The sequence below is a fragment of the Halalkalibacter wakoensis JCM 9140 genome (assembly GCF_000513095.1).
Classification (GTDB): Bacteria; Bacillota; Bacilli; order Bacillales; family Bacillaceae_D; genus Halalkalibacter; species Halalkalibacter wakoensis.
The window spans coordinates 43571-59960 of the sequence record NZ_BAUT01000006.1 but is presented as its reverse complement, the minus strand read 5'-3'; the positions used below and the strand labels follow the sequence as shown (position 1 = coordinate 59960).

Below are 16390 nucleotides of genomic sequence, written 5' to 3'. Positions count from 1 at the left end.
TAGTGGATAGAGCAGGTTTTTTTTGACGTCATGAAGCACTCCTCATAAAAAAGGAGGAAATGCAAAATGAAAACAACAGCAAATTTTCAGAAAATGAAACAAAATAGTGAGAAAATTACCATGATGACAGCTTATGATGCGCCTGCAGCACGTCTTGTAGAACAAGCGGGGACGGATATGATTCTTGTTGGTGATTCTCTTGGAATGGTCGTATTAGGTTATGATTCGACGATTCCAGTGACGGTCGATGATATGCTTCTTCATACGAAAGCTGCACGAAGAGGAGCACGTAATACGTTTATAGTCGCTGATATGCCATTTTTATCGTATCACGCTAATTTGACGGAGACGTTTTCCTATGCTAAGCGCCTCATGCAAGAAGGTGGAGCAAACGCTGTAAAGTTAGAGGGAGCAGGCTCGGTAATAAATACGATTTCAAAGCTAACAGAAGCAGGAGTACCTGTAGTAGGACATTTAGGCTTAACACCTCAAGCTGTCGGCGTATTAGGTGGTTACCGTGTTCAAGGAAAGGACCCTGAGTCTGCAAGAAAGCTAGTAGCTGATGCGAAAGCTTTGGAAGAGGCAGGGGCATTTGCAATCGTTGTGGAGTGCGTTCCTGAACAGGTTGGAAAAATGCTGAGTGAAAAATGCAACATTCCGATCATTGGAATTGGAGCTGGTGTCGATACGGACGGTCAAGTCCTTGTCTATCATGATATATTAGGCTATGGAGAGGTCCATGTTCCGAAATTTGCTAAAAGTTATGCAAACATTTCACCTATCATTGAAAAGGCGTTAAAAACCTATGTCCACGAAGTCAAAGAAAAGAAATTTCCAGCTGCTGAACATTCATTTACGATGACAGAAGACGCACTAAGTGGCTTATACGGAGGCGTGAGTAAGTGAAAGTAGTTGAAAGGATAAAGGAAATTAGGAATGAATTGAACCATGTAAGGAAATCAGGTACAACGATCGGTTTTGTTCCAACGATGGGGTATTTGCATGAAGGTCATGTGAGCCTTATTCATGCAGCAAAAAAGAAAAAACATTTTGTTGTGGTTAGCATTTTTGTAAATCCATTACAGTTTGGACCGAATGAAGATCTTGATCGATACCCAAGGGATTTTGAAAGAGATGAAAAAATCGCCAAAGAAGCTGGGGCCGATCTTGTTTTTTACCCATCTGTTCATGAGATGTATCCGACTAACATGCCGATGACGATACATGTTACAAATGGAGCAGACGTTCTCTGTGGGAAAAGCCGACCTGGTCATTTTGACGGCGTTGCGACAGTTGTGATGAAACTACTCCAAATTGTCCAACCGACAGAAGCCTTTTTTGGACAAAAAGATGCACAGCAATTAGCGATCATTATGAACATGGTTCAGGCATTTAATGTTCCGATATCGATTACAGGTTGCCCAACAATTCGGGAAGAAGATGGTTTAGCAAAAAGCTCTCGAAATGTTTATTTAGAAGAAAATGAAAGAGAAGAAGCGCCTTTTTTATATGAAACACTTAGAAAAGGAGCGGAATGGATTCAATTAGGAGAAACGAGTCGTTCTGCGATTCTTGCTGAACTGAAAAAATCATTAGAAAAAGGATCTGGAACACTTGATTATGTTGATGTACTCACTTATCCAAGTTTAGAACCCGTTGAGAACCTTCAAGGAAAGGTCATTCTTGCCGTTGCTTATGCTTATAAAAAAGCACGACTAATTGACAATTATATTTTAGAACTAAAGGAGGAAGCGTAAATGTTTCGAACGATGATGAAATCGAAAATTCACCGAGCGAGAGTGACAGAATCTAATTTGAATTATGTCGGTAGCATTACGATTGATGAAGATATTATGGATGCTGTTGATCTTTTAGAAAATGAGAAAGTTCAAATTGTAAATAATAACAATGGACAGAGATTTGAGACTTATGTAATTAAAGGACCACGTGGTAGCAATGTTTTTTGCTTAAATGGTGCAGCAGCAAGACTTGTTCATGAGGGGGATGTGATTATTGTCATTTCTTATGCGCTAGTTGCTAATGAAAACGTTCTGGAACATAAGCCAAAAGTGGCCATTATGAATGAGCATAATGAAATTGTTGAAATGTTAAATCAAGAGCCAGCTTCTACCGTCTTATAATTCGCATATTCCCCTCCTCTTCGATAAACACTTTAAGTATAGTCATCGAGAGGAGGGTTTTTTTTGGAAAACTGGATGTCATCTTGGAATGCCATATATAAAAATATAGAGAAGAAATGGGCATTCATGTCAGAAAAAGAGCAAGAACAGCAATTAGCCTATTTAGAGGAAACAGCTGGTTCCCTTTTAGATAAATGGACAGAGTTAGACGAAAAAATTCATGATCTGAAACAACCAAAAAACGGTAGAGGTATAACGTTTTCCTATTTCTCAAAAGGAACAACCTTTTATGATTTAGAAATGTTTGAACAAGCTGCCAAAACGTTAAAAAAAGAAAAGGTCACAGGCTCTAATGACGAAATAAGAAGGTTGTACTTAGGCTTTTCTTATTTGTTTGCTAATCATTTTGACCTAGCAAAAGAATCATTTCTATACCTCATACAGGTGAGTGCCTACCCGATCATCACACATTTTGCACATGTAGGTATGGGGTGTGTTCATACAAAGGAAGAGCGTTTAGATGAGGCAATCGCTTCATTTGAAAAAGCAAATGAACTTACGTCTTCCAATGATGTCGTGTATAATTTAGGGATCTGTTATTTCTTTAACAAAGTATTTCATATAGCAAAACCATATTTTCAGGATTACGTCGAACAAGTACCTGATGATGGAGAGGCATTCTTTTTTCTAGGGTGCTGTCACTATGAAGAAGGGGAGCTTGATGAGGCTTGGACTGCGTGGACGACAAGTATTTCTTTGTTGGACTCAGAAGAAGCTTTAATTGCGCTTGCGTATGTATGTGAATGGCACGGATATCATCAAGCTGCTATTCATTGTTATAAACGCGTACAGGAAAAACATGTACAATCGGTTCGAGTTTGGCATGGTTTAGCTTGGAATTATGCCTTATTAGAAGATAAAATAAATGCAGTCAATGCATTTGAAGCAGCAATAAAATTGGATCCTGGCAATGAAAAGGTTGAGCAATCGCTTAACTGGCTACAAGAAAGTTGGCCCGAAATGTCTGATCTACTTAAATGTTGATAAGTGTTTTACGTAGATGAGGTGAACTATGAAAGAACGATATACTGTAGTGGATGTCGAGACGACAGGTCATTCAGTCGCTAAAGGAGATCGAGTCATTCAAATAGGCGCTGTTGTGATTGAGGACAACGAAATTGTCGAGACATTTGCTACATTTGTAAATCCTGGACAGCCTATTCCAGCATTTATTGAGGAGCTGACGGGTATTTCTGATGATATGGTCAAAAATGCCCCTTCTTTTCAAGAAATTAGTCATGAACTGCTGTTGCTATTTGAAAATAGTAGCTTCGTTGCTCACAATGTCGATTTTGATTATGCTTTTTTAACGAACCAACTGGAACTAATCGGGAAAAGATTTCCTAATATACCGAAGTATGACACGGTCGAGCTGTCTAGAGTGCTGTTGCCTAAACAAGAAAGTTATAAATTAGGTCAATTAGCTGAGCAACTTGGTTTTAGTCATGACCGTCCCCATCAAGCTGACAGCGATGCAGAAGTAACAGCGGCTCTTTTTTTATCATTATTACATAAGATTAAGCAACTCCCAATATTAACGCTTCAACAGCTAGCACCAATATCTCGAAGTTTTAAAAGTGATCTTGAACCGATGTTGCAAAAGGTTATCCAAGACAAACTCCTTCAAGGTGAAACGGATGATTCTTATGATTGTTATCGGCAACTTGCCTTAAAAAAGGTAGAAGAGGTGGAGGTTGCTAATGAAAGCAATCAATTTGAATCATTTGAGGACTTTTTAGAAATGCTATATGCAGATAAAGGGAAAATGCAATCAGCTTTCTTGCAGTATGAACTCAGACAAGGTCAAAAAGACATGATGCTTCAAGTAAATGAGGCATTTAGAAAAAATGTTCATAAAATAATTGAGGCTGGAACGGGTACCGGAAAGTCTTTGGCTTATTTACTTCCGGCAGCCTTTTTTTCACACACGACTCAAGAACCGGTGATCATTAGTACGAAAACCATCCCTTTACAAGAGCAGTTATTATCTCGAGATTTGCCACTTTTAAATCATTTGCTCCCGTTTCAAGTTACCATCACGCTTTTAAAAGGGAGAAGTCATTATTTATGTTTACGGAAATTTGAACAATCGTTACAAACCATCGCTGAAGACAGTTACGATGTTCTATTAACAAAAGCGATGTTATTAATTTGGTTAACAGAGACGGAAAATGGGGATATTGAAGAACTGAACCTTCCATCTGGTGGAAAGGGATACTGGTATGAAGTTCAAAGTGATGCTACATCTGATCTTGGTCGGTACAGTCCTTGGTTTTCGCGATGCTTTTATCACAGAGCGAGAAAGAAAGCGCAGAATTCTAATATTGTTGTAACAAATCATGCGCTTTTGTGTACAGATCTCGTCCATGATGAAAGGTTGCTACCTTCGTATTCATATGTCATTTTAGATGAAGCTCATCATCTTGAGGAAACGGCAAGTGACCACTTAGGCGCAAAAGTCGACTTCCTGTCATTTGCTTTTTTGTTTCAACGATTAGGAGTCAATCAAGAAGATAGCATTATTGAACAACTGGACCAACTTATCCAAGAGTATCAAGTTCATGCAAATATGAATCTTGCTGTTATGGCAGAAATGGTGCAGAACGTAAAAGATGAAATAGATGAATTGTTTAGGATGCTACATGGATATGTTTTATCTAAAAATCAATCTAGTTCGACAGATGTTGGCCGCTTGCGTTACCGATATGAAACGTTTAAGGAAAAGGGCTCTATGTGGCAAGCTATTCTAGAATGTGCCATGAGGGTGCATATGCAAACAAAAGATTGTATGAAAATTTTACAATCTTGGTTAGCTCCTTTTTCTGATAAAAAGGACGATATGACATTTAAAGCCAGAAGCTTCATTGCAGATGCAACTGGATTTATAGAACGTTTAATGGAAGAAGAACAAACATTATATGAGTTGCTTCTTGAACATGATCCTAATATGGTGTATTGGATCGAGGTAGAGCCAAGAGGAGCAAAAAATGCAACTTTTCTTTACAGTAAACCAATTGATGTCTCAGATCTTCTTGCTGATCACTTTTTTGCTAAGAAAAAAAGTGTTGTCATGACATCGGCCACCCTTGCTGTTAATGGATCGTTTGATTACCAAATAAAGCGTTTAGGACTGATTGATTTTGGTGTAGAAACGAGCTTTATTCCGTCACCTTTTTCCTATGTTGATCAAGTACGGATGCTTTTACCAACGGATCTTCCTGCTATAAAAGAAGTGAGTGATGAGGAATTTGCAGTGGAAGTAGCCATCAAAATTTGGAGAATGATGGAGATGTCAAGCGGAAAAATGTTAGTCCTTTTTACATCCTATGAAATGCTTAAACAAGTGTATCATCATTTGAAAAAGTTGAATGAACTTGGAACGTTTCAAATGATAGGTCAGGGAGTAACAAGTGGAAGTAGAGCTAAGTTAATGAAGATGTTTAAACAAACAGACCAAGCTGTGCTTTTTGGAACGAGTAGCTTTTGGGAAGGCATTGATTTACCTGGTGATGAGCTGAAGACACTTGTCATTGTCCGTCTGCCTTTTTCACCTCCCGATCAGCCATTGTTACAAGCTCAATATGAAAAAGCGAAGACAGAAGGAGGAAACCCATTTATGGACATTTCTCTCCCTCAAGCGATCATCCGTTTCAAACAGGGGTTTGGCCGATTAATTCGAACAACTCATGATCGCGGTTGTGTATTTGTTTTTGATCGACGTATTTCAACAACTCGCTACGGAAAACAATTTATTCGGTCTTTGCCGAATGTACCTGTTTATGAAGGGAAATTGGAAGAATTGTTAGAGAACTATAAAGACTTTATGTAAGTTTCGATTCAATGATTTGGAGGGATCTGACATAATGCGTAAACTCTTTATTGGACTTTTATGTTTTGTTGTTTTAAGTGTGATGTTAGGCCTAGAGGTTCGTATGGTCATTACATCAAACGGTCAAGACGAAGAAGTCGAATTAGATTTACAATTAGAAGAAGAAGATATAGGGTTCGTGTTTTTGGATCTTCCTAATGGAGAGGCAACATATGTTGAACTACCAAATGAGGAATCTGTCTTGATTGGTACAGGATCTAATGATTGTGCGGAATCATTGTTTTTTCGTTTGAAAAAGCTTAATGTTTCTTCCATTGAAACCATTATTTTACCGCGGTTTGAAAAAGAATATAGTGGCAATGTAGAAGAAGTAACGTCTCGTCTAGGTGTTAAGACATTAATTGTGCCAGAGGCAGGAATGAATCAAGCGAAGACACAATATGAACATTTGGACGTTGATATTATCGGGTGGTCTGATAAACAAGAAGAAAGGTTAGCGGATCATGTAGAAGTAAAGATTTTGCCTAGTAAGTCGTCCATTATGCCAACATTATCGTTTTTGGTGACTGTTCATAATAAGCATCAATTTTTCTTCTCTTCAGAAGCAAACGAAGAACTTGAAAAAGATTGGGTGCAAAAAGGACTTTCTCCAGTCTCATTATTAAAGGTTGCAGAATTTGGAACAAATAATGGAACTTCTCAACGGTTTTTAAATGAATTGGATCCTCAAGTCGCCATTCTATTTACGAGAGAGAATGGAGAAGTGAGTGGTCAATTGTTGGAACGATTACAAGAAACATGGATTGATACGTACCGCACGAAGCAAAATGGGTCAGTGATTGTAAAAGTGAGTCAAACAGATTATGAGCTCGTAACGGTTCATTTTCAAGCGGCAAAGTAAAAAAAATAAAAAAATGTTCTGCACGAGGCATTGGTGCAGAACATTTTGAGGTGTGAGTAGGCTTCATATTTCGGCTGTATTTTTAGCCGTTTTTCCCGTATGATGAACATACGTCGTTTTATTCTTGTTCTCTTTCAAAATAAGCAGGAAATAACGTCTGACGAATTGAAATTGGAAAAACTTCATGCCACTTCAATCCGTCGCGGCGCAACAAGGCGATTTCTTCCTTTTCTTGTTGGTATCGCTTTGCTATTGATTGAAAATGGTTAGACAATCGTTTACGCCCCCTTTTGTTTGGCGTATGTTTAGTATAGCCGACATGACCGTTACTATGTTTAGCAAAAGTTGTGCATGAAGGAAAGAACTATTTTTTTATGGAGGAGATTAAATGAATCAACACATCGTTCCATTATCTACAACGAAATTAAAAAAAGCAGAAGACACATATAAAGTTGTTGATGCCTTAAATCGAACTCTTAAAGACGAAGACTTCCTGTTTGGGTTGTCTTTAGATAAAACGGACGACACTACAATGGTTTTTACGATTTATCGTACGTAGTTTGGGGACAGATATGAGAAAATGGATAATCATTATTATACTGTTTTTGTTTTTAATTTTTACGGGTCTTAGTGTCTATGCGTATCAAATAATACGAGAGCCATTAGAACATCATTATGAACAAGCAGAGCGATATGTAAAAGGCCAATCTTTGTTAACCATGATTTCAGATGTCATGTATTTTCATGGAACAGATGCGTATTACGTCTTTAGTGGAGTGGATGACGAAGGGATCGACACATATGTATGGGTATCAGCAGACTATGATTTTCATCATATCGAAAAAGCACAGGATGGAATAACGAAGGAAGAGGCATTGGAGATCGTCACGACCAATGAGGATGTTGAGCGGATCGAAACAGTCAAGCTTGGATTTGAACGCGGTTTACCTGTTTATGAAATCACTTATGTGAACCATGAAAATCGAAAAGGGTATTATTATGTTACCTTTGAGGATGGGACATTTATGAAAAGGTATTTATTGCGAACAGATTTGTGATTTGACACTTGAAGGATCATAAGCAACAATTTATAGTGTATAGTATATTACTTGGGAGGGACATACATATGAAATTAGCTAAAAGAGTTTCAACATTAACACCTTCAACGACTCTTGCAATTACAGCAAAAGCAAAAGAACTGAAAGAACAAGGCCATGATGTGATTGGTTTAGGAGCAGGAGAGCCAGATTTTAATACACCGCAATACATAATTGACGCTGCTGTTAAATCAATGGAAGAAGGTCATACAAAATACACTCCTTCTGCTGGTTTGCCAAAATTAAAAGAAGCCATTATAGGTAAGTTTAAATCCGATCAACAAATCACCTATTCACCAGCTGAAATACTAGTGGGATCTGGAGCTAAACATGTTTTATATACATTATTTCAAGCGATATTAGATGATGGGGATGAAGTATTATTCCAACACCTTATTGGGTGAGTTATCCTGAGCAGGTAAAGCTTGCTGACGGTGAACCAGTTTATATTGAAGGGCTAGAAAGCAATGATTTTAAAGTAACAGCTAGACAACTTGAAGAAGCTATTACAGAAAAAACAAAAGCATTTATTCTTAACTCTCCAAGTAACCCAACTGGATCTATGTATTCCGAAGAAGAGTTGCGTGAACTAGGAGAGGTTTGCATCAAACACGATGTATTAATTGTTTCCGATGAAATTTACGAGAAGCTTGTATATGGTGGAGCTTCACATACTTCGATTGCTCAGCTTTCAGACGCTTTAAAAGAGCAAACAATTGTCGTAAATGGTGTATCTAAGTCACACTCAATGACTGGCTGGAGAATTGGATATGCAGCTGGAAATGCTGAAATTATTAAGGCCATGACCAATCTTGCGAGTCACAGTACGTCGAATCCAACAACCAATGCACAATATGGAACGATCGCGGCGTATACAGAAGATGATGGGTCTGTAGAGACAATGAGACAAGCATTTGAAGAACGTTTAAATGGGGTTTATGAAAAGTTAATTTCGATTCCAGGTGTTTATTGCGTGAAGCCAAAAGGTGCATTTTATTTATTTCCGAATGTTAGTGAAGCGGCCAAACTAAATGGTTTTACTCATGTAGATGCTTGGGTTGAAGCTATTTTAGAGGAAGAAAAGGTTGCTTTAGTGCCTGGTTCAGGTTTTGGTACACCTCAAAATGTACGCTTATCTTATGCGACTTCATTTGATGCATTAGAAGAAGCATTAACACGTATTGAGCGATTCGTAAAAAAACACTCGAATTAATTTGAAAAAAGGGGGTGTACGAGAAGGTATGTTGTTAGCCTTTCGTACACCCCCTGCCATATTATAACGAATTTTTATTTCATGAATTGACTTGAAAAATTCGACAAGGGTATAATGTTTAATGGTATACATAGTAGGAGGTATGAAAGTGAAAACAACAATTGCAAAAGTGGGACAATTTGTCGAGCAGGAAGTGACAATTGGAGCTTGGCTTGCAGGCAAGCGTTCTAGCGGAAAGATTGCTTTTTTACAATTAAGAGATGGGACAGGCTTTATTCAAGGTGTCGTTGTTAAAGCTGAAGTAGCGGAAGAAATGTTCCAAAAAGCTAAAAATTTAACACAAGAAAGTTCTATATATGTAACGGGAATGGTTCGGGCTGATGAACGTGCTCCGTCTGGATACGAACTAACTGTAACAAATATTGAGGTATTGCATGAAGCGACTGATTATCCTATAACACCTAAAGAGCATGGAACCGAATTTTTAATGGATCATCGTCACTTATGGTTACGTTCCAAACGTCAGCATGAAGTAATGAAAATTAGAAATGAAATTATTCGTTCAACATATGAGTTTTTTAATAACAATGATTTTGTGAAAATTGATCCACCTATCTTAACTGGTAGTGCCCCTGAGGGGACGTCGGAGTTGTTTGCAACAAAATATTTCGATGAAGATGCTTATCTTTCTCAAAGTGGACAGTTATACATGGAGCCGCAGCCATGGCGATGGGGCGTGTTTTTTCATTTGGACCAACGTTTCGTGCCGAAAAATCGAAAACACGCCGTCATTTAATTGAGTTTTGGATGATTGAACCTGAAATGGCATTTGTTGAATTTAATGAAAATCTAGAGATTCAGGAGCAATATGTCTCTTATGTTGTTCAATCCGTTTTAAAGAGTTGTCAGCTAGAGTTGAAAACGTTAGGGCGTGACCTTTCAAAACTTGAAGCAATTCAAGCACCGTTTCCACGAATCACGTATGATGAAGCGATAACGTTCTTAAAAGATAAGGGGTTTGATGATATAGAATGGGGAGATGATTTCGGTTCTCCGCATGAAACGGCCATTGCTGAGCATTATGAAAAGCCTGTTTTCATTACGCATTATCCAACTTCACTGAAACCATTTTACATGCAACCTGACCCGAACAGAGAAGATGTGGTGCTATGTGCAGATTTAATTGCCCCTGAAGGTTATGGAGAAATCATTGGTGGTTCAGAGCGGATTCATGATTATGAATTGTTAAAAGCAAACATTGAAAAACATCATTTATCACTTGAAGCATATCAATGGTACTTGGATCTTCGTCAATATGGTTCTGTTCCACATTCTGGCTTCGGACTTGGACTTGAGCGAACAGTCGCTTGGATTTCCGGTGTCGAACATGTACGTGAAACGATTCCTTTCCCAAGACTTTTAAATCGCTTGTATCCATAAAGGAAGTAGGAAAAGATATATGGGTGCGTTAAAAAGGTAGCTTAAACCTTTTTAACGCACCCTTCCTTTTTGTGTTCTCGCTACATAGAGACGTGTAAGGAAAAGGAAACGACTAGTTCGTCCTGTCGTGTTATAATAAAGGACAGAGGTGTTTCAAAAATGGATCAAAACTTACTTGTAAAATGGACAACTCAAAAACATATCACAATACCTTCTTTGTTGTTGCAATATTATCACCGTTTAGGGCTAAAGGAAGAAGAGCTTGTAGCATTGCTACATGTCCAAGCTTTTATCGATGATGGTGATGGGTTTCCAACACCTGAATTTTTAAGTGAACGAATGTCTTATTCAATGAATGAATGCGCTGAGCTTTTAGGAAGATTAATTCGAAAAGGATTTCTAACACTTGAAAAAAAATGGGATGAACAAGGTATTTTGTTTGAATATTATACGCTTGAACCGCTATGGCACCGCCTTTTACAATTTGTAAAAGGAGAGGAAGCGCAACTTGAAGAGAAACAAAAAGAAAATCAAGAAGGATTGTTGTACCAACGATTTGAGGAAGAATTCTGCAGACCATTGTCTCCCATTGAAGCAGAAACGTTAGGTATGTGGATCGATCAAGATAAACATACAGTTGAACTTATTACGCAGGCATTGCGTGAGGCCGTTGTATCAGGGAAATTAAATTTTCGATATATTGATCGTATTCTTTTTGAGTGGAAGCGTAATGGGGTCAAAACAGCGGAACAAGCTCGTACGCATGGAGAAAAATTTCGCAAATACCAAAATCCACCTAAACAAGAGCAAAAGAGAGCAAAAGCAGAATCTTATCCTAGTTTTAGTTGGCTTGACAAGTCGTAGGAGAGGAAGAAAGAAATGTTATCAAAGAAACAAACAATCGAAGCTTTAGATGTCATTGCCGAGATGTATCCTGAAGCAGAATGTGAATTAACTCATTCAAATCCTTTTGAATTGGTCATTGCTGTTTTATTATCTGCTCAATGTACAGATGCACTTGTAAATAAAGTGACACCTAAATTGTTTGAAAAATATAAGCAACCGGAAGATTATTTAGCTGTACCACTTGAAGAACTGGAGCAAGATATTCGTTCAATCGGATTGTTTCGTAGTAAAGCAAAAAACATAAAAAAACTTGCGCAATCACTAATTGAAGATTTTAATGGGGAGGTTCCAAAAGATAGGGATGAATTAGTTACATTAGCTGGGGTGGGAAGGAAAACGGCCAATGTAGTTGCCTCTGTAGCCTTTGGTGTCCCGGCTATTGCGGTTGATACACATGTTGAACGTGTCTCAAAACGACTAGCCATTTGTCGGTGGAAAGACAATGTTCGTCAAGTGGAGGAAACATTAATGAAGAAAATTCCAATTGAACGATGGTCCGATTCTCATCATCAGCTTATCTTTTTCGGGAGGTACCATTGCAAAGCACAGTCTCCACAATGTGAAACGTGTCCATTGCTCGAGATGTGTCGGGAAGGGCAAAAAAGAATGAAAGCCAGAGCCACGAAATGAATGTAACCATTCCTGAATCGTTTCAAGTTTCGCCCTTTTATCAGCAAACTGTTGTGAACATTGATGCTGAATCTCTTTCTTTTCTAGACATATGCCAAGCTATTCCTTTCTATTATGATATAACAATGGAAAAGCGACCTTGGGAAGAAAAGGATGTTTTTGTTCCTATGTTGTTTGCTTGTTGGGACAAAGAAAGGCCAATACTTGAACAGTATTACAAAGATAGAAACCCACTTGCAGCAAAAGAAAAAATGAACAGCATGTTGGCATTATTGATTGATGCGTTATTTTGGCTAAATGGTAGACAAGTAACGAATCTAACTGGTCTTACTTCATCTGTTCAATCCCTACTATATAAACCCGTTAATGTTGAAGAACGGCTAGAGTTTATCCTTTTGCAAGCCGGTAAATATCATTCGTATGTCCAATTGAAATCATTGTTTATAGAAGTGAGAAAATTATATGCACGAGTAAAAATAATGGAGTTAAAAGAAAAATAGGGGCTTATTTTTAGCTCCTCTTTATCCTTTATTTTCTGAATACATAGATAGATTTTTAAAAGGAGCAGGTGATGACATGAGTAGAGCCATGAAAGTAGACGTTCCAGTAAATGTAATAGAAGTAACAGAGACAGAACAAGAGCGTCAACAATTGGTCGATGAAAAAAAGAAGAGTGGGGCATTCCAAGTATCATTTTGTGGTCATTTTTCAGCGGGGAAATCAACAATTTTGAACCATTTACTTGGAGCAGAAATGCTTCCGACGAGCCCGATTCCAACAAGTGCTAATATTATAGGCATTAAAAATGGAGAATTAGGATTGTCGGTACAGTCATTAAACGGTGAGAAGAAACAGTGGAATGGGGAAATTCCATGGCAAAGAGTTCGTGAATGGGGGATGAATGGAGGGGAAATTTCTTCATTGACAATTGAAGCACCACTTCCTTTTTTAGGAGATCATAGCATCATTTACGATACACCCGGTGTTGACTCAACTGATCCTACTCATCAGGCTGTTACGGTTGAAGCTCTATATACGACAGATTTTATTGTATATGTAATGGATTATAACCATGTCCAATCTGAAACCAATTTAACCTTTTTGAAGCAATTGTCTGATGAAAAAAAACCACTATATTTAGTTGTTAATCAAATTGATAAACATGATGAATCAGAATTACCATTTGAAGCATTTGATCAGTCTGTTCGTGACACGTTTTCTGCATGGGGAATACATATGATTAAACTAACATATACGAGCATGAAGGCAAAAGAACATCATCTAAATCAATTGAGTCAATTTGAAAAAGATATGAAAGCGATTTTATTTCATGGTGGCGAACTTTTGCCTTATGCTGGACAGCGTCTTCAACAAGGACTTTATTTAAGCATGATTCATCGACTAGAGGAAGAAAAAGAAGATCAATTAGACGATGTAAAAGAAAGTATGAAGCAACAAGGGTTTTCACTAGACCAACTTACAAAGCGTCATGAACTCGCTGAACAATATGAAGAAATGTTCCACGCAAGAAAGCGATTTGAAGAAGATTTTAATAAAAAATGGCAGGGGATAGTAAAGGATGTAACGATCTTCCCATACACAACGACCGAATTGGCAAGAAACTGGTTAGAAAGTATGGAACCAGGTTTTAAAGTAGGATTTTTGTTTTCGAAAAAGAAAACAGAAGAAGAACAGGAAGCTAGATTAAAACGACTAATTGAAGAAACGCAAGATAAAGTGAAAAGCCAATTGGAATTTCACCTACATCAACTATTTCAAGCATATGACTTCGGAAAATTAACAAACCGAGAATATGTCGAAAAAGAGTTAACGAACATGCATGTAACCATTGATGAACCGTTCTTCAAACAATCATTACAAGCAGGGCCAAAAAATCGAGAATATGTATATACGTATACGAAAGATCGTACGATGGAGGTTATTAGACAACTTCGTCAAAAAGCAGCAACCATCATAGACCTAATGTCAGAAGGAATGGAAGAGTATTGGGAACATGAAAAAAAATCATTAGAGCAAGAGTTAGAAAAATTATATGATTTAGATGTTTTTGTCATGCAATTAACGAAAATTGAAGATCGATATGTCGAAAGTATTGAAGCAAAACGAGAAAAAGTGGAGCAATTTCAAGACGCAGGTGCTTATGAACGCGTCATTGATGAAACAATGAAGAAAGAAATTCCTCGCTTTTCTCATTCTTCCTCCTTTGATTCCATCACATTGCCTGAGGAGTCGGTTATTGATACAAATTGGGAGCAAGAAGAGTCCGCGGAATCTAGTAACTTTAATGAGCAAGAAGCCGCTAAATGGGTAGCGCAGGTTGAACAGGTAGTAAATGATTTTGAGAAAGAAGAACGAATGAAGTATGAACGGTCTGTTCTCAAAAGTCGATTATCTCGTTTTCGCGAACAGACATTTACGATTTCTCTATTTGGAGCATTTAGTGCTGGGAAATCAAGTTTTGCTAATGCCTTACTAGGAGAAACCGTTCTTCCTGTTTCCCCTCATCCAACGACAGCAACGGTCAATATTGTGAAAAAATCCGAAGAAGGTTACGAGTCCAGAACAGCTGTTGTGAAAGTGAAGACTAAGGACCAACTAAACAAAGAGATTGAATCTGTTGCTAGTCAGCTAGATCGAAATGTTAATATTGAAACAATTAAAAGCTGGAAAGAAGACAAAACAGCAACAACAAGTTGGCAAAAAACATATCAAGCGTACTTAACAACATTAAAAAATAGTTTGGCTGATGGCAAATGGGAACTTGGAAGTTCGTTTAAAGTTTCGATAGAACAATTGCAACCGTTTGTTGCGAATGAACATGATGCTTGTTTAATTGAAAAAGTAACTCTTTATTATGATTGCCCGCTTACAGAAAAAGGAATTATTTTAGTTGATACACCTGGAGTTAATTCAATTCATGGTCGACATACGAATGTAGCATTCAAGCAATTACGTGATTCGGACGCTATCTTTTATTTAACTTATTATAACCATGCCTTTTCTAAGTCTGATCAACAGTTTTTGCAACAGATGGCTAAGGTCAATGAAGGCTTTCGAACAGATAAGCTGTACTTTATTTTAAATGCTGCCGATTTAGCAGGTAGTACTTTAGAGCTAAATGGTGTAAAAAAACATGTATATGATCAGCTTGTCCACAATGGAGTAACGAGTCCAAGGTTATATCCTTTATCTAGTAAGAAAGGGCTTGCCGGAAAACAGAACAGTGAGCAAGAGGATCCATTATTTACTGCTTTTGAAAAAGCTTTTTACCAAAAAACGATTACCGAGCTAAAACGGTTAAGTTTCGAGCTAGTTAAGGAAGAGAGAACTCGCTATGTATCCCTTCTCCAAGAGGGGCTCGAATATGCAACAGGGGAAGAGAAAGAAAAAGATGTAAAAAGAAAAGAGATTGAATCACTTGTACGTTCTTGGGTTAACAAAATTGAAGCTTATAAACCATTGAATGCACAAAAAATGAGTACACAAGAAGTAAGTCAGTTATTTTTGTATTTACGTGACCGAGTTCGGTACATGTTAAGCGATCTATTTGGCGAACAGGTAAATGTATCAACCGTTGTCGGTAGTAGCAAACGTGCACAACAACAAGCACTTCTTTCCTCACTGAAAGAATGGAGAAGTGAAGGGGAGCACTTTATCAAACAAGAACTTCAAGCTACTTTTGTTCGAATTGAAATAGCTTTAGGGAAAGCTATTGAAGAATGGGTGGTAGAAACCATACGTGAGGTACGTAATGACTTTCAGGCTTTTTCTCTGTCTTATCAGCTTGAAAAAATTGACTTAACAGTGATGACTAAAGAGCGATTCATTCCTGTTGATGTTGAATCATATGCTCACTATTTTCAATCATTAAAGTCGTTTTTTGAGCAGGGGAAAGTAAAGCAGTTAAAAGAGGATCTTGTTCAAGTAGGTGCTTCGAAATCGAATGAACGTTTAAGGGAATTAGAAAAGAGCGCACAAGAACAACTTCAACAGTTTTTTGAGGTATTAGTTGAAAAAGCAAAACAAGAAATGTACGAGGCATTAAAGCGAGAAATAGACCGTTTTGATGCTTTGAATGACCCATATCAGGTTGACTCTTTGAAAGATGAACTACGAACACTTTCTGCTTTTGACATTGAGGTTGGATAGAAA

13 protein-coding genes and 2 pseudogenes are annotated in these 16390 nt (G+C 37.7%); 14 read left to right on the top strand and 1 reads right to left on the bottom strand.

Features of this window, described 5'->3' with window-relative positions; translation table 11 throughout:
- Window positions 1-66 precede the first annotated feature (66 nt).
- The 6 genes from panB to JCM9140_RS04440 all read left to right on the top strand — a co-directional run bounded on the left by panB (window position 67) and on the right by JCM9140_RS04440 (window position 6931).
- A complete protein-coding gene (gene panB, locus JCM9140_RS04465; RefSeq protein WP_034742894.1) occupies window positions 67-906 on the top strand; it encodes a 3-methyl-2-oxobutanoate hydroxymethyltransferase in 840 nt (279 codons plus the stop codon).
- Window positions 903-1757, top strand: a complete 855-nt coding sequence (gene panC / locus JCM9140_RS04460) for a pantoate--beta-alanine ligase (protein ID WP_034742893.1) — start codon at window positions 903-905, stop codon at window positions 1755-1757. The genes panB and panC overlap by 4 nt, the downstream gene beginning before the upstream one ends.
- Window positions 1758-2141, top strand: a complete 384-nt coding sequence (gene panD, locus JCM9140_RS04455; RefSeq protein WP_034742892.1) for an aspartate 1-decarboxylase — start codon at window positions 1758-1760, stop codon at window positions 2139-2141.
- A 63-nt stretch (window positions 2142-2204) separates the two neighbouring features.
- A complete protein-coding gene (locus JCM9140_RS04450) occupies window positions 2205-3185 on the top strand; it encodes a tetratricopeptide repeat protein (RefSeq protein ID WP_034742891.1) in 981 nt (326 codons plus the stop codon).
- 28 nt (window positions 3186-3213) lie between these two features.
- On the top strand, window positions 3214-6030 hold the full coding sequence (gene dinG, locus JCM9140_RS04445; RefSeq protein ID WP_034742890.1) for an ATP-dependent DNA helicase DinG: 2817 nt from the start codon (window positions 3214-3216) through the stop codon (window positions 6028-6030).
- A gap of 34 nt (window positions 6031-6064) precedes the next feature.
- Window positions 6065-6931 carry a ComEC/Rec2 family competence protein gene (locus tag JCM9140_RS04440; protein WP_034742889.1) on the top strand — a complete coding sequence of 289 codons (867 nt, stop codon included), beginning with the start codon at window positions 6065-6067 and terminating at the stop codon, window positions 6929-6931.
- Window positions 6932-7049: 118 nt separating this feature from the next.
- On the opposite strand, the gene JCM9140_RS23555 is transcribed toward JCM9140_RS04440, so the two are convergent.
- Window positions 7050-7205, bottom strand: a complete 156-nt coding sequence (locus JCM9140_RS23555) for a hypothetical protein (protein WP_156314765.1) — start codon at window positions 7203-7205, stop codon at window positions 7050-7052.
- Window positions 7206-7319: 114 nt separating this feature from the next.
- Here JCM9140_RS23555 and JCM9140_RS22975 point away from each other — a divergent pair, with 114 nt between their 5' ends.
- The 8 genes and pseudogenes from JCM9140_RS22975 (at window position 7320) to JCM9140_RS04405 (ending at window position 16387) form a co-directional block, all read left to right on the top strand.
- Window positions 7320-7490, top strand: coding sequence for a DUF4264 family protein (locus JCM9140_RS22975; RefSeq protein ID WP_081727561.1), 171 nt, complete (start codon window positions 7320-7322; stop codon window positions 7488-7490).
- Window positions 7491-7503: 13 nt separating this feature from the next.
- The gene (locus JCM9140_RS04435; protein ID WP_034742887.1) at window positions 7504-7989 is read left to right on the top strand and encodes a cell wall elongation regulator TseB-like domain-containing protein; all 486 of its coding nucleotides are present in this window, start codon (window positions 7504-7506) and stop codon (window positions 7987-7989) included.
- Window positions 7990-8057: 68 nt separating this feature from the next.
- Window positions 8058-9241 (top strand): annotated as a pseudogene (locus JCM9140_RS04430) (pyridoxal phosphate-dependent aminotransferase).
- A 148-nt stretch (window positions 9242-9389) separates the two neighbouring features.
- Window positions 9390-10681 (top strand): annotated as a pseudogene (asnS, locus tag JCM9140_RS04425) (asparagine--tRNA ligase).
- A gap of 159 nt (window positions 10682-10840) precedes the next feature.
- Window positions 10841-11545, top strand: a complete 705-nt coding sequence (locus tag JCM9140_RS04420; protein WP_034742885.1) for a DnaD domain-containing protein — start codon at window positions 10841-10843, stop codon at window positions 11543-11545.
- 15 nt (window positions 11546-11560) lie between these two features.
- Window positions 11561-12217: an endonuclease III gene (gene nth / locus JCM9140_RS04415; protein ID WP_034742883.1), complete on the top strand. Its 657-nt coding sequence runs from the start codon at window positions 11561-11563 to the stop codon at window positions 12215-12217.
- Window positions 12214-12717, top strand: a complete 504-nt coding sequence (locus tag JCM9140_RS04410) for a YpoC family protein (RefSeq protein ID WP_034742881.1) — start codon at window positions 12214-12216, stop codon at window positions 12715-12717. The genes nth and JCM9140_RS04410 overlap by 4 nt, the downstream gene beginning before the upstream one ends.
- Before the next feature lie 76 nt (window positions 12718-12793).
- The gene (locus tag JCM9140_RS04405) at window positions 12794-16387 is read left to right on the top strand and encodes a dynamin family protein (RefSeq protein ID WP_034742879.1); all 3594 of its coding nucleotides are present in this window, start codon (window positions 12794-12796) and stop codon (window positions 16385-16387) included.
- Window positions 16388-16390 lie beyond the last annotated feature (3 nt).